At 73.0% G+C, this 20,607-nt stretch carries 24 protein-coding genes; 19 read left to right on the top strand and 5 right to left on the bottom strand.

The genetic code is table 11. From position 1 onward, the window contains the following. The coding region (locus tag AOK22_RS14830) for an ATP-binding protein (RefSeq protein ID WP_341845569.1) at window positions 1-1,254 on the bottom strand (1,254 nt) is incomplete at its 3' end. A gap of 206 nt (window positions 1,255-1,460) precedes the next feature. On the opposite strand from AOK22_RS14830, the gene AOK22_RS14825 reads away from it, so the two are divergent. Next, window positions 1,461-2,576: a PP2C family protein-serine/threonine phosphatase gene (locus AOK22_RS14825; RefSeq protein ID WP_063795258.1), complete on the top strand. Its 1,116-nt coding sequence runs from the start codon at window positions 1,461-1,463 to the stop codon at window positions 2,574-2,576. Between the two features lie 155 nt (window positions 2,577-2,731). Further along, a complete protein-coding gene (locus tag AOK22_RS14820; protein ID WP_055699116.1) occupies window positions 2,732-4,009 on the top strand; it encodes an aspartate aminotransferase type Ic in 1,278 nt (425 codons plus the stop codon). Window positions 4,010-4,033: 24 nt separating this feature from the next. On the opposite strand, the gene AOK22_RS14815 is transcribed toward AOK22_RS14820, so the two are convergent. Next, entirely contained in the window at window positions 4,034-4,711 is a 678-nt protein-coding gene (locus AOK22_RS14815) for an AIM24 family protein (RefSeq protein ID WP_055699115.1), read from the bottom strand. A gap of 91 nt (window positions 4,712-4,802) precedes the next feature. Here AOK22_RS14815 and AOK22_RS14810 point away from each other — a divergent pair, with 91 nt between their 5' ends. After that, entirely contained in the window at window positions 4,803-5,462 is a 660-nt protein-coding gene (locus tag AOK22_RS14810; protein ID WP_055699114.1) for a GOLPH3/VPS74 family protein, read from the top strand. Between the two features lie 117 nt (window positions 5,463-5,579). On the opposite strand, the gene AOK22_RS14805 is transcribed toward AOK22_RS14810, so the two are convergent. Further along, window positions 5,580-5,765, bottom strand: a complete 186-nt coding sequence (locus tag AOK22_RS14805) for a hypothetical protein (RefSeq protein WP_055699113.1) — start codon at window positions 5,763-5,765, stop codon at window positions 5,580-5,582. Between the two features lie 232 nt (window positions 5,766-5,997). Continuing rightward, window positions 5,998-6,522, bottom strand: coding sequence for a SigE family RNA polymerase sigma factor (locus AOK22_RS14800; protein ID WP_063795257.1), 525 nt, complete (start codon window positions 6,520-6,522; stop codon window positions 5,998-6,000). Window positions 6,523-6,831: 309 nt separating this feature from the next. Here AOK22_RS14800 and AOK22_RS14795 point away from each other — a divergent pair, with 309 nt between their 5' ends. The 16 genes from AOK22_RS14795 to AOK22_RS14735 all read left to right on the top strand — a co-directional run bounded on the left by AOK22_RS14795 (window position 6,832) and on the right by AOK22_RS14735 (window position 19,755). After that, window positions 6,832-8,187, top strand: a complete 1,356-nt coding sequence (locus AOK22_RS14795) for a YcaO-like family protein (protein WP_055699111.1) — start codon at window positions 6,832-6,834, stop codon at window positions 8,185-8,187. 8 nt (window positions 8,188-8,195) lie between these two features. Then, window positions 8,196-8,825 (top strand): TOMM precursor leader peptide-binding protein, encoded by a 630-nt coding sequence (locus AOK22_RS14790; RefSeq protein ID WP_055699110.1) that lies wholly within the window; start codon window positions 8,196-8,198, stop codon window positions 8,823-8,825. After that, the gene (locus tag AOK22_RS14785) at window positions 8,822-10,489 is read left to right on the top strand and encodes a nitroreductase family protein (RefSeq protein ID WP_079143865.1); all 1,668 of its coding nucleotides are present in this window, start codon (window positions 8,822-8,824) and stop codon (window positions 10,487-10,489) included. The genes AOK22_RS14790 and AOK22_RS14785 overlap by 4 nt, the downstream gene beginning before the upstream one ends. After that, window positions 10,486-11,235 carry a nitroreductase family protein gene (locus AOK22_RS14780; RefSeq protein WP_055699108.1) on the top strand — a complete coding sequence of 250 codons (750 nt, stop codon included), beginning with the start codon at window positions 10,486-10,488 and terminating at the stop codon, window positions 11,233-11,235. Before AOK22_RS14785 ends, AOK22_RS14780 begins: the two co-directional genes overlap by 4 nt. Window positions 11,236-11,270: 35 nt before the next feature. Then, the gene (locus tag AOK22_RS14775) at window positions 11,271-11,456 is read left to right on the top strand and encodes a thiocillin family RiPP (protein WP_055699107.1); all 186 of its coding nucleotides are present in this window, start codon (window positions 11,271-11,273) and stop codon (window positions 11,454-11,456) included. Between the two features lie 32 nt (window positions 11,457-11,488). Beyond that, window positions 11,489-11,662: a thiocillin family RiPP gene (locus AOK22_RS40855; RefSeq protein ID WP_107101938.1), complete on the top strand. Its 174-nt coding sequence runs from the start codon at window positions 11,489-11,491 to the stop codon at window positions 11,660-11,662. Window positions 11,663-11,735: 73 nt separating this feature from the next. Then, a complete protein-coding gene (locus AOK22_RS40850) occupies window positions 11,736-11,912 on the top strand; it encodes a thiocillin family RiPP (protein ID WP_107101937.1) in 177 nt (58 codons plus the stop codon). A gap of 43 nt (window positions 11,913-11,955) precedes the next feature. After that, window positions 11,956-12,132 (top strand): thiocillin family RiPP, encoded by a 177-nt coding sequence (locus AOK22_RS40845; RefSeq protein ID WP_107101936.1) that lies wholly within the window; start codon window positions 11,956-11,958, stop codon window positions 12,130-12,132. Window positions 12,133-12,196: 64 nt separating this feature from the next. Continuing rightward, window positions 12,197-12,379, top strand: a complete 183-nt coding sequence (locus AOK22_RS14770; protein ID WP_055699106.1) for a thiocillin family RiPP — start codon at window positions 12,197-12,199, stop codon at window positions 12,377-12,379. A 255-nt stretch (window positions 12,380-12,634) separates the two neighbouring features. Further along, a complete protein-coding gene (locus AOK22_RS14765) occupies window positions 12,635-13,684 on the top strand; it encodes a PqqD family peptide modification chaperone (RefSeq protein ID WP_069885680.1) in 1,050 nt (349 codons plus the stop codon). Beyond that, window positions 13,681-16,164, top strand: a complete 2,484-nt coding sequence (locus AOK22_RS41435; protein ID WP_055699104.1) for a lantibiotic dehydratase family protein — start codon at window positions 13,681-13,683, stop codon at window positions 16,162-16,164. Before AOK22_RS14765 ends, AOK22_RS41435 begins: the two co-directional genes overlap by 4 nt. Next, window positions 16,161-17,039 carry a lantibiotic dehydratase C-terminal domain-containing protein gene (locus AOK22_RS40835; RefSeq protein WP_055699103.1) on the top strand — a complete coding sequence of 293 codons (879 nt, stop codon included), beginning with the start codon at window positions 16,161-16,163 and terminating at the stop codon, window positions 17,037-17,039. Before AOK22_RS41435 ends, AOK22_RS40835 begins: the two co-directional genes overlap by 4 nt. A gap of 136 nt (window positions 17,040-17,175) precedes the next feature. Beyond that, window positions 17,176-18,192 (top strand): ABC transporter ATP-binding protein, encoded by a 1,017-nt coding sequence (locus AOK22_RS14750; RefSeq protein ID WP_055699102.1) that lies wholly within the window; start codon window positions 17,176-17,178, stop codon window positions 18,190-18,192. Then, window positions 18,189-18,950, top strand: coding sequence for an ABC transporter permease (locus tag AOK22_RS14745; protein WP_055699101.1), 762 nt, complete (start codon window positions 18,189-18,191; stop codon window positions 18,948-18,950). Before AOK22_RS14750 ends, AOK22_RS14745 begins: the two co-directional genes overlap by 4 nt. Before the next feature lie 50 nt (window positions 18,951-19,000). Further along, a complete protein-coding gene (locus AOK22_RS14740; RefSeq protein ID WP_055699100.1) occupies window positions 19,001-19,441 on the top strand; it encodes a hypothetical protein in 441 nt (146 codons plus the stop codon). After that, window positions 19,438-19,755 carry a winged helix-turn-helix domain-containing protein gene (locus AOK22_RS14735; protein WP_055699099.1) on the top strand — a complete coding sequence of 106 codons (318 nt, stop codon included), beginning with the start codon at window positions 19,438-19,440 and terminating at the stop codon, window positions 19,753-19,755. Before AOK22_RS14740 ends, AOK22_RS14735 begins: the two co-directional genes overlap by 4 nt. On the opposite strand, the gene AOK22_RS14730 is transcribed toward AOK22_RS14735, so the two are convergent. After that, window positions 19,752-20,607: LysR family transcriptional regulator (locus AOK22_RS14730; protein ID WP_055699098.1), on the bottom strand; the 856-nt coding region annotated here is incomplete at its 5' end. The two genes, AOK22_RS14735 and AOK22_RS14730, sit on opposite strands and share 4 nt — an antisense overlap.

Raw genomic sequence — 20,607 nt, 5'->3', positions numbered from 1 at the left:
GGCGAACCAGAAGAACCACAGCGCCCCGCCCATCTCCAGGGCGGCGCGGCCGTCCCTCTCGGCCAGGCAGAAGTCCAGCGCCGTACGGAGGTTGGCGTGGTCGGCGGCCAGGCGGTTGTACCAGTCGATCTGGTGCGGCCCCAGCCACCCGGCGTCGGCCCGCAGCGCGAGGTCGCGGCAGAAGTCCCGGTGCGCGCGGCGCGTCGCGTACTCCTCGCCCAGCTCGCGCAGCCAGTGCGCGCCGAACTCCCGCACGGTGTCCAGCATGCTGAACCGCGTGCCGCCCGCGTCGTCGGCCCGGCAGCGTACGAGGGACTTGGCGACCAGGCCGTCGAGGACCCGCATCACGTCGTCGGCCGGGAGCGGGCCGCCCGCGCCGACGGCCCGCGCGCCGGCCGGGTCGAAGCCGCCGGTGAAGGCCGAGAGCCGGGCCCACAGCAGCCGCTCCAGCGGCTCGCACAGCTCGTGGCTCCAGCCGATGGTGGTGCGCAGGGTCCGGTGGCGCGGCGGCTCGGTGGCGCCCGTCCCGTCCTTGGTGATCAGCGCCTCGAAGCGGTGCTTGAGCCGCTCGGCGAGTTCCTCGACGGACAGGCCGGGCAGCCGCGCCGCCGCCAGCTCGATGGCCAGCGGGATGCCGTCCAGGCGGTGGCAGACGGCCGCGGCCGAGGCGCGGCGGGCGCCGTCCAGGGCGAGTCCGGGGGCGGAGGCGGCGGCCCGCTCGGCGAAGAGGGTCAGCGCGTCGCCGTGCCCGGCCGCCGCGTCCGCCCCGGTGGGCGGGTGCGCCACCGGCAGCGGGTCCACCTCGAAGCACCGCTCGCCGAGCACGCCGAGCGGCTGGCGGCTGGTGACCAGGATGCGTACGCCCGGTGCGGCGTCCAGCAGCAGGCGGGCCATGCGGGCGCACGCCGTCACGAGGTGCTCGCACGAGTCGAGGACCAGCAGGAGCCGCTTGTCGGCGAGCCACTGGGCGACCAGTTCCTCGGCGGCCCCGGTGGCCCGGTCGACCAGGCCGAGCTCTTCCAGGAGGACGTTCCCGAGGAGGGACGGGTCGCGCAGCGGGGCCAGCTGGACCAGGTGGGCCCCGTCGGGGAGGTGCCGCTCCGCGCGGCGGGCGGCCCGCAGCGCGAGCCGGGACTTGCCGACGCCGCCCACCCCGGTCAGTGTCACCAGACGGTCCGCCGCCAACAGCCCCTCGACCGCCTGCAGTTCGACCGTCCGCCCGATGAAACTCGTCGTCTCGTTGGGGAGATGCACGTGCCCAGTCTCCTCCGCGCCGCGACCTCGGGGCCGGGCTTGCCGCGACTTGAGTGATCCCCCGCGTGAGGCGGGCAAAAGACGCCACGGGTGGATCATCGCCGGTCATCGTCGGCACGGTCCGGTCAACGGGTCGTGCAGGGGCGGTCCTTGCACCATAGTGGCCGCTTACCGATGCGGGGCTACGCGGAGTCAGGGGGCCGTGCATGGTCGTCCTCAAGGGGTGGCGCGAGCGATGGGAGCCGAGGGCCGGCCGCGCCCTGCCCTGGGCCGTCGCCGCCGCCCTCGCCGCCCCCGCCGTGTTCGTCGGCGGCTGGGAGCCCGCGGCCGCCACCCTGCTCATCGCGCCGCTGACGGCCTGCCTGCGCCAGGGCGTCCGGCAGACGGCCGCCGCCGCGTGCGGGGCCGTACTGCTCGCCCTCGTGGCCTGCGCGGCGCACGGCTTCGAGGCCTCCCCGTCGTTCCTGCTGGACTTCCTGGTCCTGGTCGCGGGCGGCGCGCTCACCGTCGGGGCCGCCGCGCGGCGCGCCTCGGACACGGCGGAGCTGGCCCGGATCACCGAGGTGGCGCGGGCGGCGGAGGGCGCGATCCTGCGGCCCGTCGCACGGCGGATCGGGGGCGTGGAGGTGTGCACCCGCCACCACTGTCCCGTCCAGGGGGCGACGGTGGGCGGCGACGTGTACGACGTCGCGCACACGCCGTACGGCCTGCGGGTGCTCATCGGGGACGTGTGCGGCCACGACCTCGCGACGCTGCGGGTCACCTCCGAGGTCATCGGGGCCTTCCGCGACCTGGCGTACGTCACGCCCCGGCTGAGCGATCTCGCGCGGACGATGGACGACCGGGTCGGCCGGGTGCTGGGGCCGGAGGACTTCGTGACCGCGCTGTTCGCCGAGTTCGCCCCCGGCGAGGTGCGGCTCGTCAACTGCGGGCACCCCGCGCCGCTGCGGGTGGGCCTGCAGACCAGGCAGCTCGAACCGAAGGAGCCCTCGCCGCCGCTGGGGCTCGGGCCGCGGCCGGCGCTGACCCGCGCGTGGCTGCAGCCCGGCGACCGCGTGCTGTTCTACACGGACGGCCTCAGCGAGGCGCGGGACGCGAGCGGCACGGACTTCCCGCTGCTCGAAGGCGTCGCCCGGGCCCTGGGCGAGCCCCTGCCCTCCGACGCGCTCGACGCCCTGTACGCCGGCCTCACCGGCCACACGAAGGTCCCGCTCGCCGACGACGTGGCCTTCGTCCTCTGCCAGCCGGCGGACCCACCGGAGGCGGCCCGCTCCCGGCCCAGCGGCTCCCCGGCGATCACGAACGCGCGGCCGCGGTGCTGACCCGGACCGCGCACCGCGCCCCGGCCGCTGTCCACCGCGGGGCGGGAGGAATCTCGCGAAGCGGGCAGGTGTGCCGGGGGAGGGGCTCGGTTTATATCCTCGGCTGGCTCCATCCCGTACCACCCACCCATGCGGCACCTGCGAGAGGCACCACGATGACCACCGAGCTGAGCCCCGACGCCCAGGCCCTGGACGGGCTGCTCGACCGGGCGCGGAAGGACTACGACGACCTCGCCGGACGCGGTCTGTCCCTGGACCTGACCCGGGGCAAGCCGGCGCCCGAGCAGCTGGACCTCGCCGAGGACCTGCTGAGCCTGCCCGGCGGGCGGCACACCTCCGCCGACGGCACGGACGTGCGCAACTACGGCGGACTCCAGGGGCTGCCCGAGCTCCGGGAGATCTTCGCCGAGCTGCTCCAGGTCCCCGCCGGACAGCTGCTCGCCCTCGGCAACTCCAGCCTGGAGCTGATGCACGACTGTCTCGTGCACGCCCTCCTCGGCACCCTGCCCGGCGCCGAGTCGCGCTGGGTCGACCAGGAGCGCGTCGCGTTCCTGTGCCCGGTGCCCGGCTACGACCGCCACTTCGCGCTCTGCGAGCGGTTCGGCATCGACATGACCCCCGTGCCGATGACGCCCGAGGGCCCGGACATGGACGAGGTCGAGCGTCTCGTCGCCGAGGACCCGGCCGTCAAGGGCATCTGGTGCGTACCGAAGTACAGCAACCCCGACGGCGTCGTCTACAGCGACGAGACCGTGGCGCGGCTGGCCGCGATGCCCACCGCCGCCCCCGACTTCCGGATCTTCTGGGACAACGCCTACGCCGCCCACCACCTCACCGACGAGCCCGCCGAGATCGCCGACCTGCTCGCCGCGTGCGCGCGGGCCGGTCACGAGGACCGGGCGTTCGTCTTCGGCTCCACCTCGAAGATCACCGCGGCCGGCGCCGGCGTCGCCTTCTTCGGCTCGTCGCCCGCCAACATCACGTGGCTGCTGGCCAACAACCAGAAGCGCTCGATCGGCCCGGACAAGGTCAACCAGCTGCGCCACGTGATGTTCCTGAAGGACGCCGACGGCGTGCGGGCCCACATGGAGCGCCAGCGCGCCCTGCTCCAGCCGAAGTTCGAGGCGGTCGCCCGGATCCTTGAGGCCGAGCTCGGCGGCACCGGCCTGGCCACCTGGACCTCGCCCAAGGGCGGCTACTTCGTCACGCTCACCGTCCAGGACGGCTGCGCCAAGGAGGTCGTGCGCCGCGCCGCGGAGGCGGGCATCGTGCTGACCCCGGCCGGCGCGACCCACCCCTATGGCGACGACCCGCGCGACGCCGTCATCCGCGTCGCGCCCAGCTACCCGGGCCTCGCGGAGCTGGAGCAGGCGATCAAGGGCCTGACCGTCTGCGTCCGCCTCGTCGGCCACGAGAAGCAGGCCGCCGCCTAGGAGCGCCGTCCAGGGGCGGCACCGTCAGTGCTGCTGCGGCTTCTGCGGGGTCGCCTCGCTCGGCCGCACGATGACGTACCCCTCTCCCTCCAGCATCAGCTGCACCGCCTCACCGGAGCCGCCGCGGATCATCGATCCGAAGGACTGCGAACGGTGCAGGGACGTCCGGAGGTCGGCGGTCCAGCCGACCACCGCGTCCGTGTCGACGTACACCGGCTGCTGGGGGGAGACGGGGATCACCAGCGGGTTGCCCTCGCAGACCAGGCCGAGGCGGCCCGCGCCCGTGAAGACGCTGTTGAACAGGCCGCCGCCGGTGATCCCCGCGCCCTTCACGGTCTTGATCTCGTACGAGAGGCTCGCGTCGAAACACAGGACGTTGCGGCCGTTGACCGTCAGGACGTCACCGGGCTCGATGTCCACGACGAAACAGTTCTGCGCCTCGTTCGCGAACCAGGCCTCGCCCTGCCCGCGCACGGCCATCAGCGGCAGACCCTCGCCGGTCATCGCCCGCTTGAGCATCCCGCCCACGCCCTGGCTCTTGCGCTCGAACTGCAGATTGCCCCGGTAGGCGATCATCGCGCCCTGCCGGGCGTGCATCTCGCCGTCGACCGTGTACTTGATCGACTTGGCGTTCTGGAGGGTCATCCCGGGCGCGTGGGACGGCTGAGCCATGTGGTCACTGGAGAACAAGTCACTCTTCATCTGCACATCTTCAGCGATGCGGGACACCGGCGGAACTGATTGCCCGTTCTTCACGTCTCAGAGCACGAGTCGAGTGACAGGGGGGCCGGACGTGACGGTGACACTCGCCGAGGAGATCATGCTGCTGTCGCTGGACGACGAGTCCGGGGCGGTGAAGGAGCGGCAGTCCTGCCAGTGGGCGGTGGCCGCCGCGATCGTCCTCGATCTGGTCCTGGCCCGGCGGCTGTCCGTGGACCGCGGACGGATCACCGTGGCCGACACGGCTCCGACGGGCATCGCGCTGCTCGACGAGCGGCTCGCGACGATCGGCGCCTGGGCGGCGGGCAAGAGCGCGCCGCCGAAGGTGACGCAGTGGCTGACCAAGGACAACCGCAAGGTCATCGATGCCACCGTCGCCTCCCTCACGGAGCGCGGCCTGGTCGGCCAGGAGGAGCACAAGGTGCTCGGGATGTTCCCGGTGCGGCGCTTCCCCGAGGCGGACGGCACGGTCGAGCGCGCACTGCGCGCGCGCCTGGCGGACGTGGTCCTGTGCGGGGCCGAGCCCGACGACCGCTCCGCCGGCCTCGTCGCGCTGCTGCACGGCGCCAAACTGCACCGCCTGGCCTTTCCCGATGTGCCGCGCCGCGAGGTCGTCCCAAGGATGCGGGAGATCTCCGAGGGGCAATGGGCGGGGGAGAGCGTCCGCAAGGCGATCGCGGAGATGCAGGCGGCGATGTCCGCCGTCGCCCTGGTCACCATGAGAAGTGGTTGAAAGAGGCACAAGAAGTGGTTGAAAGAAGTACGAGGAGTGGTTGAAAGGGAAAAGGGTCTCGTGATTGCGGGCGGGCCGGGTCCGGCGTACCGGACCGGCCGGGCATGACGGCGCCCGCTAGTCGAAGTCCTCTTCCGGCGGGGTCTTCGCGGCGGTCTCGCGGATTTTCGCGAGGAGTTCCTCGTCGTTCAACACGGGAGGCGGGGCCGGCTCCGAGTCCAGGAGTGCGCGCATGCATTCGCGGAGCGACTCGGCGGCATCCCGCTCGCCTTTCGGCGCCTCGTCGCGCTCTTTTTCACCCATGACTCAACCCCCATAAAAACAAAGGTACAGAACACGTTTCCCTCGCGAGCGGATCCGGAGCTCGCCGTGCGCCGAAGGCGCCCTCGGAGGATTCCTGTGTCTGTCTCCTGGCAGGAGTATCTGCGGCCGCTGTTGAGTTCATCTGGCCCACAATGCCGGGCCGCCGGACCTTTGACAAGGACAACACCCTTGGCGGGGCGCCTTGTTGGCCGGCGGCCTGACACGTCATTCCTCAGTGCTCCCGCACGGGCGCCGCGAGCCCGCCGAGGCGCTCGCGCAGGATCCGCAGCGCCCTCGACGTGGAGCCGCGGACCGTCGAGGAGGAGCACCCCATGATCTGTGCGACGTCCTCGACGCTGAGATCCTCCCAGTAGCGTAGGTAGACGAGCCCGCGCTGCCGGGCCGTCAGGTCGGAGAGCGCCTTGAGCAGGACCATCCGGTCCCCGACCCGGGTCAACTCCTCCGGTGCGGGCGCGGGTTCGGGTAACGAGTCCTGCAGCAGTTCGCGGGTCCAGCGGTGTTTGCGTCGTTCGTCGATGAAGAGCCGCACCATCACGGTGCGGGTGTAGGCGGACAGTGCGTCGTGGCGGTCCAGCCGCTCCCAGTGCCGGTACACGGCGATCAGTGTCTGCTGTACGAGATCGTCAGCGGCGAACCAGTCCCCCACCAGTACGAAGGCGTTACGTCTGAGTGCGGGTCGGGCGCCCACGACGTACCGCGCGAAGCTCTCCTCGTACGAGTCGTCCAATCTGTTCATCCCCGTTTCAAGATTCTTTGCCTCGCCGAACAGCGCCCCGACGTGTCCACCACGTGATGAAGGTTGGAACCGTTCGCAGCAGATTGCGAACCCGAGCCGCTCGCGGCGCCCAACGGAGTCAAACACGTCCTCTGCTGTCCCGCTAGTGACCCGTAGAAACATGCGTTGCATTTTCTCGGCCTCCCCTGGCGCGAAGCGGAGTTGCACTGTCCGGAACGAGGGAATTGTTTTGCGATTTCGACGGATGCGAATGGGAAGAGGGCTCGGCCGCGGCTCGGCCGGATTCAACCGGGCCGGAGAGGGGAAGGAATGAGGACGCTCCAGGCGACGCCCCAAGGCGCCGCGGTGCCGGAATCCCTGCGCCGTATCGGAAAGCTCGTGTCGCCCTATGGGCTCGTGTCGCGGCTCACCTGGCTGCCCGTCACCGAGGGCGAGCCGGACTTCGCGGTCTTCTCCGGATCGCTGGGTGACCCGGGGGCCGTTCTCGCCGCGCAGTCGGAGTGGACGCACGACGCCTCCTCCGGCAACTTCGACGGGGCCGGCGGCGCGCTGGACAGCGAGACGGCGGCGCACCTCGCCGCCGCCGAATCACTGGAGCGGTACTCCTCGTGCGCCTGGTCCCCGCGGGACATGATCTGGGCGACCGCCGCCGAGCTCGGCGAGGACGCCATCGCGCCCTGGGAGTGGCCGAACCTCTCCGCGGCCGAACTGGCCGACCCCCGCTGCGGCCTGGTGCCCACCGACCGGGACATGCCCCTGCGCTGGGTCGAGGGCTGGTCCCTGGCCCGCGGCCGCAAGGTGTACGTCCCGGCCGTGCAGGTCTACCTGAAGTGCTCGCCGGAGTCGGCCGCCGAGCGCTACGTCCACCCGGTCTCCACGGGCTGCGCCACGCACGCCGACCCGCTCGCCGCCGTCGCCAACGGCCTGATGGAGGTCGTCGAACGGGACTCCATCGCCCTGACCTGGCTGCAGCGCCTGCGGCTGCCCCGGCTGGAGTTCTCGCCCGACGAACTGGCCCCCGAGCACCGGGCGTTCGTCGAGCGGGCGGCCAGCGAGAACATCCGCACCCTGCTCTTCGACGCCACGACGGACCTCGGCATCCCCGTCATCTACGGCGTGCAGCTCGCCGACCACGACCGCGATCTCGCCCAGCTCGTCGTCGCCACCTGCGACACGGACCCCGGAAAGGCCATCGCGAAGCTGCACCGCGAGGCGGCCTCGCTGCGCATCGCGCTCCGCTCCCACGCGAGCCGCCACACCAACCCGGACGACCCGCAGGACATCGTCAGCGTCATCGGCGGCGCGCTCCTGGCCGGGAAGCCCGACCAGCGCCACCGCTTCGACTTCCTCCTGGAGGGCGAGCGCCCCACGCGGTCCCTCGCCGACCTGCCGCGCACCCCGGAGGGCGCCGAGCAACTGCCCTGGCTGCTGGAGCGGTTGTCCGGGGCGGGCTGCGAGGTCGTGGTCGTCGACATCACGACCGACGAGGCCCGCCAGGTGGGCGCCACCGCCGTACGCGTCATGGTGCCGCAGCTCATGCCGCTCTCCTTCGCCCACCGGGCCCGCTACCTCGCCCATCCCCGCCTCTACGAGGCTCCTCGCGCCATGGGCCACCCCGTGCGCGACGAGGCCGGCATCAATCCCGATCCGCAGCCCTTCGCATGAGGTGGGTCATGAACCGTCATCTGCTCGTACTCGCCTCGGGGGCGTTCGGCAAGGACGTCGCACGGCGCCTGGAACACGGCTCCCAGGAGCGCGGACACGACATCACCCTGATGGAGATCGACGAGGGCACCCACCCGAGTCTGTGGCCCCGCGCCGATCTCGTCGTCCTGGCCGGCTCCCATGAGCGGCCCCGCATCGACGAGGCCACGGACCGGGCCGCCTTCGCCTGGGGCACGCCCTGGTTCGGGGTGCACACCACCGCCACCGAGGTGCTGTGCGGCCCCGTGGTGATCCCCGGCCGCACGGCCTGCCACCAGTGCTACGTACGCCGTCGCAACCAGCACCGGCGTCCCGAGCACGGCACCGCGGGCCCGGCGGACCGCCACCCGACCGGCTATCCGGTCCACCACGTCGGCATCGCCGCGGCCTTCGCCCGCCAGGCGGCCGAGGAGGCGCTGCGCCCGCCGGCCGACACGGAGGCGATCGGCGGCACCGTGCGGAAGTTCGACCAGATCACCGGCGCCACCAGCAGGTCCTCCGTGGTCGCGGTGGACCGCTGTGAGCGCTGCCGCACCGCCCCCGCGGGCGACGACCTCATGCGCCGACTGGCATCGATCACGGAAGGGCGGACAGCGTGAGCGACCGATCCATGATGACGGCCGAGACCGTCGGCTCCGCCGCGCGGTTCGACCCGCAACTGCGCATCCCCCTGCGGCCACGGGTGCGCCGGGGCCTCGTCATCGGCGCCGAGGCCGACCAGGTGGTGGTGACGGGACCGCCCAAGAAGCAGCTCTTCCGCGGCCGGTCCGCCACCGAGATGCTGCCCGGACTGCTCGCCCTGCTCGACGGCGAGCGCACCCACGACCTGCTCGCGGCCGAGCTCGGGCTGCCCGAAGAGGTCGTGTTCAAGGCGCTCTCCCTGCTGTGGACCTGCGGCGTCGTCGAAGAGGGCCCGCCCCCGGAGCCGGCCCGCGCGGCGCTCGCCGACGTCGACGACCGCCTCGCCGACTACCTGTCCCGGGTGGGCAGCGCCACCGAGGTGAACCCCTGCTGGGAGGAGGCCGCCACCCGGCTGCGTACCGCCGAGGTCGAGATCTTCGGCGACCCGGTGCTCGCCGGACTCCTGCGGGACGAACTCACCGGCTCCACGCCGGTCACTCTGGGCACGGGCGACACCCCCACCGAGCGGACGACGCTCGTGGTCTGGGCCGACGCCGGGGGAGACGGACAGGACGGCGGGAACGGCACCGGTCCGGGGCTCCTCGCCGAGCACTGCTGGGACAAGGGCATCCCGCTGCTGCGCCTGAGCGTGCGGGGCCGCCGCGCGGCCCTGGGCCCGCTGGTCGACTCGCGGACGACGCCGTGCCTGGACTGTCTGACCGCCGACGACGAGGACGACGACCGCACGGCGGTCGCCGGCGACCACGAGCTGGCCGCCGCGCTGTTCGCCCGCGACGTGTTCGCCGCGGTCTCCCGGACGACGCCCACACCGCTGCCGATGCGCTGGCGGCTCGTCGACCTGGAGAGCCTCGGCCAGCGCGACACCTCCTCCGCGACCCGGCCCGGCTGTCCGCGCTGCTCCGTCGCCGAGGGGCCGGTCGTGGAACGCGCCGCGCCCGCCACGCGCTTCGAGGCGTCGGTGGCCATGCCGCCGAAGGAGTTCGCCGACCTCAAGGCGCACCAGATGCACTACAAGCCCTCCAACCTGGCGCTGCAGCGCGTCTCGCGGACCTGGCCGGTCGCCCCCGCCGTCGAGCTGCCGCCGCCGGGCCACGAACGGCTCGACCGCTCCGGGACGCCCCCGCACGGCACGCCGCTCGGGCCGGACACGCTGTCGCTGCTGCTCTCCGTCACGGCGGGCATCAAGGCCGACAACGCCGACAGCGCCGAGAAGGTGGCCCGTTGGACGGCGAGCGGCGGCAACATCGGCTCGGTGACCGCGTACGCCGTCGTGCGCGACGTCCCGGGCATCGCGCCCGGCGTCTACGGCTACGTCTCCTCCGAGCACCGGCTCGCCCGGCTCTCCTCCCACACCGACGCCGTGCCCGGAGACCGCCCGGTCAGCGTCGTGCTGACCGGTGACTTCCCCAAGGTCGCCCGCAAGTACTCCGCGTTCGCCCTGCGGATCGTGCTGCTCGACAGCGGCTGCGCGCAGGCCACCGCCCGGGAGGCGGCCCGCACCCTCGGCATCGGCTTCGCCCTGCGCCACCGCTGGGACGACGACGCCGTCGCCGCGGCGCTCGGCATCAACCCCGACAAGGAACCGGTCACGGCCGTCATCGACCTGGGAGACGCCCCATGAGCAGCCCGCACGACCTCGCGGCCGAACTCCTCACCGCCTTCCGGGATCCCGCGCCCGCGGGCACCGCCACCGCGACGGCGCCCGCGCGGCCCGAGGCCCCGCCGCTCGTCCCCCTCGGACCGCCCGTCCGCTTCCCCGCCCGGCAGCGGGAGCGGTCGTCCCTGCTCACCGTGCTGGAGAAGCGCCGCTCCATACGGTTCTTCGGGCCCGGCCCCGTCGACGCCTCGCTCGTCGCCGACGTGGCCGCCCGGGGCATCGAGGCGGACCTCGCGTCCTGGCCGCAGGAGGCGGAGCGGCTGCCGCTCCAGATCAACGTCGTCGCCTTCCGGCTCGGCGGTCTCGAGCCCGGCATGTACGGCCTCGACACGTCCGGCGCCGAGCGGTCCTACGTCAGGGTCGCGCCGCTGCCGGAGGGCGAGGCGCTGCGCGGCCTCACGATCCAGCGGGAGTTCTGCGACTCGGCCGCGATCATCTCCCTCGCCGCCGACCTGGACCGGGCGAGCGAACTGCACGGTGCCCACGGCTACCGCACGCTCATGACCCGCACCGCGGCCGCCGCCTACACGATGTGGCTCGACGCCGTGGCCGTCGGGCTCGTCGGCACCGTCTTCGCCGGGTTCATCCCGGCCTCCGTACGGCTGCCGCTGCGCAGCGACGGGGCCAGCAGGCACCAGCTCTTCGCCCTGGCCCTGGGCGGCGCTCCCGTGCCGCCCCCCGAGCCTCCGGGGCCGACCGGCCGCCGGTGATCCGAGCACCACCACGAAGAGAAGGAAGTGATCCGATGACCGACGCCAGCGCGTGGGAGCTGGACCTCCACAGCGTCGACCTGGGCGACGAGGAGCTGTCCATCGAGCAGATCCCCGAGGGCGTGGCGCTGGGCACCTTCAGCACCGCCTCCAGCGCGACGACGGCCAGCTGCCCGGTCAGCAGCGCCGGAAGCATCATGACCGCCAACTGCACCGGCTGACGGTCCCTCACCCGGAAGAAAGGAAGCGCACCATGCCTGAACTGGAGCTCTACGTCCTCGACGACATCCTCGAGGACTCCCTGGAGATGGAGACGCTGGCGGACGGCAACGCCCTCGCGTCGGTCTCCACCGCGGGCTCGGCCAGCTCGGCCTCCTGCCCGGCGACCACCGCCTCCTCCTTCACCTCCTTCTCCAGCTACACCTGAGCGGCCCGGGGGCTCCACCGGGGCCTCCGTCACGAGCACCTTCCACAGCACCTCGTCCGAAAGGAATCGATCAGTGGACACCACCAACGAGGACGCGTTCGACCTGTACGCCCTGGACGGCGACCTGTCCGTCGAGGAACTGCCGCAGGGCAACGCGCTGGGCTGCTGGTTCTCCGCCGCCTCGGCGTCGACCGCGTCCTGCCCGGCGACCTCGGCCTCCAGCGTCGGCAGCGCCTCGACCTTCGGCTGAGCCGACCCGCGCGGTCACGCCACTTCCAGAAGGGATCCCACCCGTGAACGACAGCACCGACCAGCTCATCGACCTCTACGCGACGGACGACGAGCTCTTCCTGGAGGAACTGCCGCAGGGCAACGCGCTGGGCTCGTTCTCCAGCGCCACCTCGGCGAGCTCCTTCTCCTGCCCGGCCAGCTCGGCCAGCAGCGCCACCACGGCGTCCTGCGTCGGCTGAACCGTTTCCGCCCCGCCGGTCCGCGACGGCCGGCGAGCCAGCACCAGAGAAGAGGTGACACCCCATGAGCGAGCAGCACAGCGATCCGTACGCGTTCGATCTCTACGCGATGGACGAGGAGCTCTTCGTGGAGGAACTGCCGCAGGGCAACGCCCTGGGTTCCTTCTCCACGGCGACGTCCGCCGCGTGCGCGTCCTGTCCGGTCAGCTCGGCCAGCAGCGCCACCACGGCGTCGTCGTACGGGTGACCGGCCCCGGCGGGCGGTGCCTCACTGGCTGACACCGTTTCGGCACCGGCCCGCCGGGCTCGGCTCCTCCCTTTCAGCGGCGCCGTCACGGCGCCGCTGAAAGGCGGCTTTCTCATTTCGCAGCATCCTGCAACGCAGGGCCCGGGGTCAACGGGTCACGGCCCGTCTGGCCCCGGGCGTCCAGGAGTACAGGAGAGGTAGACAGTGATCAGTTCGCCACCGAAGCTCCGAGACGAGCTGGAGGTCATACGCGGGATGGACGACATCCCGCTGATCTTCGATCCGGTCACCGGGAACTACCACCGCATCACCCGCGCCGGCGAAGTGGTGCTCACCTATCTGGACGGCACCCGCACCCGCGACGACCTCGTCGCCTTCCTCTCGCGCGCCGACCAGGCACGCGCCGAGGCGCTCTCCCGGCAGATCGACACCTTCCTGGCCGCCCTGGACAAGAGCGGGCTCCTCGTGGGCTCCGCGCTGCCCGACAAGCCCCAGGACGGCGCCCGCGTGCGGACGTCCATGCTGATGCCGCGGATCGTCCTGACCCGCTCCCTGCCCCGCGTCCTCGAACCCCTGGCCGTGGTCCTGCGCGCCCTGCCGGCCAAGCTCCTCGTGCTGGTCGCCGCGCTCGGCGCGCTCGCCGGGTACGCGTTCGGCTTCCACACCCTGTTCGCCGAGATGCCGCCGCCCAAGGACATGGCGGGCCCCGCGTTCCTGATCGCCACCGGCGTGATGCTGTTGTACGTGCTGATGCACGAGACCTCCCACGCCCTGGTCGCGCAGATGCTCGGCACCCCCGTCCGCGGCCTGGGAGTCGCGCTGCTCTTCTACTTCATGCCGGTCGCCTACGTGGACCGCACGGACGCCTACCGCTACCGGGGCCGCGGCGGCCGCGTCGTCCTGGCCATGGCCGGCGTCCTCAGCGACGGCTGGTTCTGCGCGCTGTCGGGCGCGGTCGCCCTGAACTCCACCGGACTGCTCAGGGACACCGCCGCGCTGCTGCTGGGGATGCAGCTCCTGATGCTGATCATCAACCTCAACCCGCTGATGCCCAGCGACGGTTACACCGCGATCGAGGCGGCGACCGGGTTCACCAACGCCCGGGGCCGCGCCTTCGCCCTGCTGCGCCACACCCTCCGGCGCGAGGAACTCCCCGCGCACCTCGCCAACCTCGGCAAGGGCGCCCGCCGCGGCCACATGGCGTACGGACTGTTCTCCGTGGCCTACGTCTGCCTCCTCGCCTACGCCATGTTCCACGCCGTCCCGGCCACCGTGGACCTCGCCCTCTCGGCGGTGGGCCGATGAGCGCCTTCGTGATCTCCCCCGTCGTCCTGACCCGGGTGGCGGGCCTGCCCTCCGACGCGCTCGACCTGGTCGCCCCGGCCACCCGCAAGCTGCTCGCCGAACACGCCGCCGTCGCGCAGCGCCTGGGCGCCCTGGCACCCCGGCTCACCGACGCCTTCTTCGCGCTCGTCCCCCTCCTCGACGACGACGTACCGCTGCGCCGGAAGGTCCTGGCCGCCAAACGGTCGGTCAACCGCCTCGACCCGCTGCCCTGGGACGAGGACGTACGCGGCCGGATGGCCGGGCGCCTCCCGGCCGACGCGGTGGTCCTCGTGGACGAGTGGATCCGTCTCGTCGGCGAACGGCGGGCGCTGCTCGACCAGTTGGGCCAGCAGCTCGCCGAGGACCGGGACTGGGCCGTCCGAGCCCTGCACCGCACGCTCGTCTCCGACGGAGCGGGCGACGGCGGCCCCGGCGAGAGCGACTTCGCCGCCTCCCTCGCGATCGCCGCGCCCGACTGGATCCGCCACCGCGACCACAAGGCCCGCTCGGCGAAGAAGCTGAAGACGCTGTACTCCTACGTCGCCCGCGCCGCCGTCAAGACGAGCCCCTTCTCCGGGCTGACCACCGTCGGCGAGGCCGGGGCACGAGGGCAGGGCCGGGCACTCAGCCGCACCTCGGCGACCACCGCCCACCTCGCGCTGCGCCGGCTGGCGCGCGACCCGGCGACGGCCGGTCTGCTGCGCTACCGCGTCGCGCCCGTGCGCCCCGGCACCCCCACCGAGCCGGAGGGCCTGCTGCTCCACAGCGAGGTGATCATCACCGAGGGCGTCGTCTGGCGCCACGACCGGGCGGTGGAGGCCGACTACGCCCTGCCCGCGATGGCCGGGCTGCCCCCGGAGGCCGCGCTCGACGAACTCCTCGCCGCCGTCGGCGGATCGCGGCCCTTCGCCCGGTTCGTCCGGCTGCTGGACGCCGGCATCGTGCAGCCCGTCCCGCCGTGGCACCGGGGCGAGGCGCCGTTCCCCGCGCTGGCCGCGCTGCTCACGGACGACGGCGCCGCCGCGCCGATCGGCCGCGGCGACCTCGTGCGCGCCCACGACCTGGGGGACGGCGCGTGGCGGGCGGACGGCGCGGGGCGGATCGCCGCCGCCGCGGAGCTGGCGGACCTCACCGGCGGCTGGAGCGAGCGCAGCGACCGGGGGGAGCGCAAGCCCAGCGGGCTCGTCTACGAGGACCGGGAGACCGACCTGGCCCTGCCCGACCCGCTGACCGTGCCGGAGGTCCGCGAGGACCTCGCGGTCCTGGGCGAGCGGGTGCGGCCGTACCTCTTCCGCTCGCACCTCTACGACTTCCTCCTGGAGCGCTTCACCGCGGAGTTCGGCCCCGGCGGCGTCTGCCGCGACCCGCTCGGCTTCCTCATGCGGCTCACCGTCGACCGGGACGCCAACCCGCCGCTGGAACGTGCGCTGTTCGCGGACATGGCGAGCCGCCGCGACCCGGGGGACCGGGCCTGGCTCCCGGTCGGGCCGACCAGCGCCCCGCCGAACACCGGCGTCTTCTTCCAGCTGGCGGCGGCGGACCGGGCCGACATCGAGGCGGGCCGCCACCGTCTCGTGGTCAACCAGTACGGGGCGGGCACCGGAGGGCTGTTCAGCCGCTTCGGCGAGCTGCTCGGCGACGGCTTCCGGGAGCGGCTCGCCGCGCACACCGAGCGCTGCTGGCCCGGCGTCACCCACCGCGAGCTGGTGGTGTGGACCGACTGCAACACCGTGCAGGCCGAATGCGGCGGTGTCCTGCCGCCGCTGGTGCTGCCGGGCGAGGTCGGGGCGGAGAACGGGATCACCCTGGACGACACCGTGCTCGCCCACGACGCCCGCACCGGCACGCTGTCCCTGTTCGACCGCGGCGGCGACCCCGTCGGCCTCGCCTACCTGGGGCTCATCCCGCAGCACCTGCTCCAGTCGTACGTCCGGCTGCTCGCGATCCTCGCCGACCCCTGGGTCAACGGCTCGCCGCACTCCGACTACACCATGACCAAGGCCCACGAGCTGGGCCCGCTCTGCGGCGACGACGTGGTGGCGCTGCCCCGCGTCACCGACGGCCCCGGCGGCCGTCTCGTCACCCGCCGCGCCTCCTGGATCGTGCCGGCCTCCGCGCTCCCGCGCCCGGAGGGCGGCGAGCGCGACGAGACCGCTCTCGCCGTCCGGCTCGACGAACTGCGCCGGGCCCACGGCATCCCCGAGGAGGTCTTCGTGCACCAGCTCGCCGGCGCGGGCGACGCCCTCGGCATGAGCGCCGACCGCAAACCGATGTGGGTGTCCCTGGCCTCGCCGCTGTCCGTGGGCGTCCTGCACCACTGGCTCAGCCCGCGGACCAGTCACCTCCGGCTCGTGGAGGCACTTCCCGAGCGTTCCCTGCACGCCCAGCGCGACGCCTTCGGCCGGCCCCGGGTCACCGAGCACGTGGCCCTGCTGGCCTGGCCCGAGGAGAACCGATGATGCCGGTACAGGACCGCACCGACCGCACGGACGGGGGCGTGGACACGGACTGGTGGTACGTCCGCGCCTACCCCGGGCACCCGGACGCGATGGACGAGGCCACCCGCGTGCTGATCCCCTGGCTGTCCGCGGTGGCGGCACAAGAGGCGGCGTCCGCGTGGTTCTTCACCCGCTACTGGGACATGAGCGGCCACCATCTGCGGCTGCGCCTGAGGTGTTCCGCCGACGGGGCCGACCGCGTCCACGAGCGGCTGCCCGAACTGGTCGGGCTGCTGCACGGGCTCGACCGGCCCGCGCCCGCGGAGCGCCTCGTGCCGGGTTCCGTGCCGCAGGGGCTGCCGCTGGTCAAACAGGCCCGCTGCTGTCTGTACGCGCCGGAGCTCGCCAAGTACGGGGGAGCGCGGGGGGTGGCGCGGGCCGAGGAGCTCTTCACGGCCTCCTGCCGGTGGTACGACGACCAGCGGATCGGCGCGCTCGACCCGCTCTTCGACCGGGCGGCGCTCGCGGTGTCGTACATGCGCACGCTCATCGGGGCCGCGCTGCCCGACGCGGAGGCGCGGACCGGGTTCTGGACCGCCCACCGCCGCCAGTGGGGGCGGCAGTTGCGGATGGCGGCGCCCGCCCAGGAGGACCTGCGCGGCCTCCTGTCCCGCGCGGCGAAGGGCACGAAGGAGGCGTCCGTCGAGGCGTCCCTCCAGGAGAGCGTGGTGCGGCAGGTCGGCACGGTCGTCCGCACCCTCGACGCGGCGGAGGCCGACGGCAACCCCGTGCCGCGGCAGTCGCTGCTCCTGCACTACCTGCACATGGACCTCAACCGCTGGGGCTTCGTACCGGCCGAGGAGAGCCTCCTCGGCGTGCTCGCCTCGGCCGACTAGCCACCCGGACATTCGAGTTACCCACTGTGCATCTACTTTCCAAATTGGAAAGTAGATGCCATGCTGACAGTCAAGACGATGGACAGCGGTACGCACGGCGAGACCTCGGCGCCAGCCGATGAGAGGCAGATGCGGAATGGCTGAACGAAGCCCGTCGCACGAAGCGGCGATCCTGCTCGAGAACGTCACCAAGCGATATCCGGGCCCCCACGGGGACGTCGTCGCCCTCGCGGGCATCGACCTCTCCGTGCGGCCGGGGGAGATCTTCGGTCTGCTCGGTCCGAACGGCGCCGGCAAGACCACCACCATCGAGACCCTCGCCGGTCTGCGCCGCCCCACCGCGGGCACCGTCCGGGTCCTCGGACACGACCCCGTGGCGCAGCGCGACGAGATCCGCACGTGCGTCGGCATCCAGCCGCAGCACGCCGCCGTGTTCGAGCAGCAGACGGTCGCCGAACTGCTGCGGGTCTGGGCGTCCCTCTACCCCGACCCCGAGACCCCCGACGCCATCATCGAGCGGATGGGCCTGTCGTCCTCGCGCGACGTCCGGGTGGCCAAGCTCTCCGGCGGACAGCGCCAGCGGCTCCTGGTCGGCACGGCGCTCATCTCCCGCCCCCGCCTGCTGGTGCTCGACGAACCCTCGACGGGCATGGACCCCAACGCGCGCCAGGAGCTGTGGGACGCGATCCGCGCGCACCAGGCATCCGGCGGGACCGTCCTGCTGTCGACGCACTCCATGGAGGAGGCCGAGACGCTCTGCGACCGGGTCGCCGTCCTCCACAAGGGCCGGGTCGCCGCGTGCGGCACACCGCACGACCTGATCGGCACCCACGCGCCCGAGCGCGAGGTGCACTTCACCGTCGAGGCCGGCACCGACCTCGCGCGGGTGCGCAGCGCGCCCGGGGTGTCCCACGTCGAGAGCCACGACTCCGGCACCACCACCCGGGTCGTCGTGCGGACCGAGGACTCCGACGCGCTGTTCGGCCTGCTCGCCGGTCCGCTCGCGGCCCGCCACATCCAGATCAAGGAGGCCGGGCTCGAAGCGGTCTTCCGCCTCCTCACCGGGGTCTCCTTCCACGAGGCGGGCGACGGCACCGAGCCGCCCGCCGAGCACGACGACGCCACGTCCGAGAAGAAAGGGGTGATGGTGTGATCTCCGCGTCCTCGCGCGAGCTGGCCCTCATGCACGGCCGGGAGCTCGTCCGCGACCCCAAGTACTTCTACTTCGCCCTGTTCTTCCCCTTCGGGATGCTGGCCATCTTCCTCGGCCTCGGCTTCGCCATGCCGAAGGACTCCGGCGCCCCGGACTTCCTCCAGCTCGTCTTCCCGATGGCGATCTTCCTCGCCGTGACCAGCGCCGCCCTGACCGTCACCGCGGGACCGCTGGCCAGTCTGCGCACCAAGGGCACCCTCCGGCTCCTGGGCACCACACCCGTGGGCCGCGCCCGCCTCGTCTTCACCCACATGTTCGCCAGGGTCCTCATGGTCACCGCGCAGGCGGCCGTCCTGCTCACGCTGGCCGCCGCCCTCGGCAAGGTGGAGCCGAGCCGCCTCCCGGCGCTGTTCGGCATCGCGCTGCTCGGCCTCGCCATGTTCGGCGGCATCGGCTATCTGATCGGCGGCCGGCTCTCCTCGCCGGACGCCGCCACCAACGTCGGTACGCTCGTGCAGCTCGCGGCGCTCTTCCTGAGCGGTCTCGCGTTCCCGCTGGAGCTCATGCCCGACGCCGTCCGCACCACGCTGGGCCTGCTGCCCACGTCCTTCTTCGCGGACCTCATGCTCACGCAGATGTCCCAGGGCGAACCGACCCACCCCGCGTGGCTCTCCGTCCTGGTCGTCGTCGCCACCACCGCCGTGGTCGTCACCCTGGCCGTCCGCACGTTCAAGTGGGACCAGGGCGAGGCCGCGTAGGCGCGGACGTGCGACCGTATCCTCCAGTCCTGTCCCGCACGGAAGGCGCCATGATGGACAAGAAGGAAGCGCGGGAAGCCCTCGCCTCGGCCGACGCACTGGCTTCCCGGATGCGCGGGGGCGGCAACCGCAGGCCGGGCCCCGTGGTGTTCCTCCTCGGCCTGGCGATGACGGTCCTGACGGCCGTCTACGGACTGCTGATCGAGCCCTCCTCGCAGTACGCCGTCCCGGTCGTCCTGCTCATCCCCTTCTTCGGGCTCGTGATCTACACGGCGACCCGTCCGGTGCTGGCCCGCCACCACCGGACGCTGTACGCCCTCACGACGACGGCGGGCGCCGCGCTCTACACGCTCACGGTCACGCTCGGCACGGCGTTCTTCTCCGGCGAACCGCTGTGGTGGCTGCCGGGAGCCGTCCTGTGCGGCGTGCCCTTCGCCGTGATCGGCGTCCTCGACCGCAGGACGGCCGGCACCCCAGGGGCCACCCCGTGAACCATCCGCGCAAGTCCCTGGACACCGTGATCCACGCGCCGGTCCGGTTCTCCATCGTCGCCGCGCTGGCCTCGGTCGACGAGGCCGACTTCAAGACGCTCCGCGACACCGTCGAGATCACGGACTCGGCCCTCTCCAAACAGGCCGCCCTCCTGGAGCAGGCCGGGTACGTGAAGGTCCGCAAGGCCTTCGTCGGCAAACGCGCCCGCACCTGGCTCTCCCTGACGGGTCCGGGCCGCGAGGCGTTCGCCCGCCATCTGGCCGCCCTGCGCGACATCGCCTCGTGGGAGCCCGAACAGGCGGACGGGGCCTAGGGCCGCGCCGCGGACGTGACCAGCAGCAGTTCCCGCAGGGAGGGGCCCGGTGGGCCGGGGCGGACGGCCAGGGAGGTGGTCAGCGCCGGTCCGTGCAGCGGCCGTATCGCCACCCGGGGAAGTGAGGGCAGGGCGCCCGCCTCGTAGAAGACGGTCCAGGAGCCTCCGCTCCCGCCGGCCGCCACCGCCTCCGCCCCGATCGCCGTGAGCGTCTCCTGCAAGGTCGTGAACGGCGGCCCGAGGAGCGGCTGTCGGGCTCCCGCTTCCCGCAGGGCGTCGGTGACCAGGTCGTGGAAGGGCGGGTTCTTCGCGCGCGGCGCGAGCCGTAGGGGGAGCCCCGAGCGCACGAGCGCGTCGAGGGTGACGCCGGGCCCCTCGTCCCCCGCCGTCACATGGGCCGACGGCAGCGCCACGTACAGCGGATCGCGCCACACGGGCAGCAGCTCCAGACCTTCCGCCGCGCGCACGGCACGCACGAAGGCCGCGTCCAGCTCGCCCGTACGCACCGCCGCGAGCCGCTCCGCGGGCGGCAACCGCCGCAGCACGACCTGGAGTTCGGGCGCCCGCGCCGCCAGCTCGTCCAGCACCCCGTACATCCGTCCGCCGGGCCCCTGCACCACGCCGAGCCGCAGCACCCCCTGCGCGCCGCCCGCGAGGCCGGCGGCCACCTGCCCCGCCCTGCGGGCCGCCGCGAGCACGGCACGCGCCTCCGGCAGCAGCCGCCCGCCCGCCCCCGACAGCCGCACGTGCCGCGTCGACCGCTCGAAGAGCGTGACGCCCCACTCCCGCTCCAGGAGCCGCACCTGACGGCTCACCGCCGACTGCACGATCCCGATCCGCCCGGCCGCGCGC

The sequence above is a fragment of the Streptomyces silaceus genome (assembly GCF_001419745.1).
Taxonomy (GTDB): domain Bacteria; phylum Actinomycetota; class Actinomycetes; order Streptomycetales; family Streptomycetaceae; genus Streptomyces; species Streptomyces silaceus.
The sequence above is the reverse complement of the archived record's forward strand: the minus strand, read 5'-3'. Positions and strand labels throughout refer to the sequence as shown.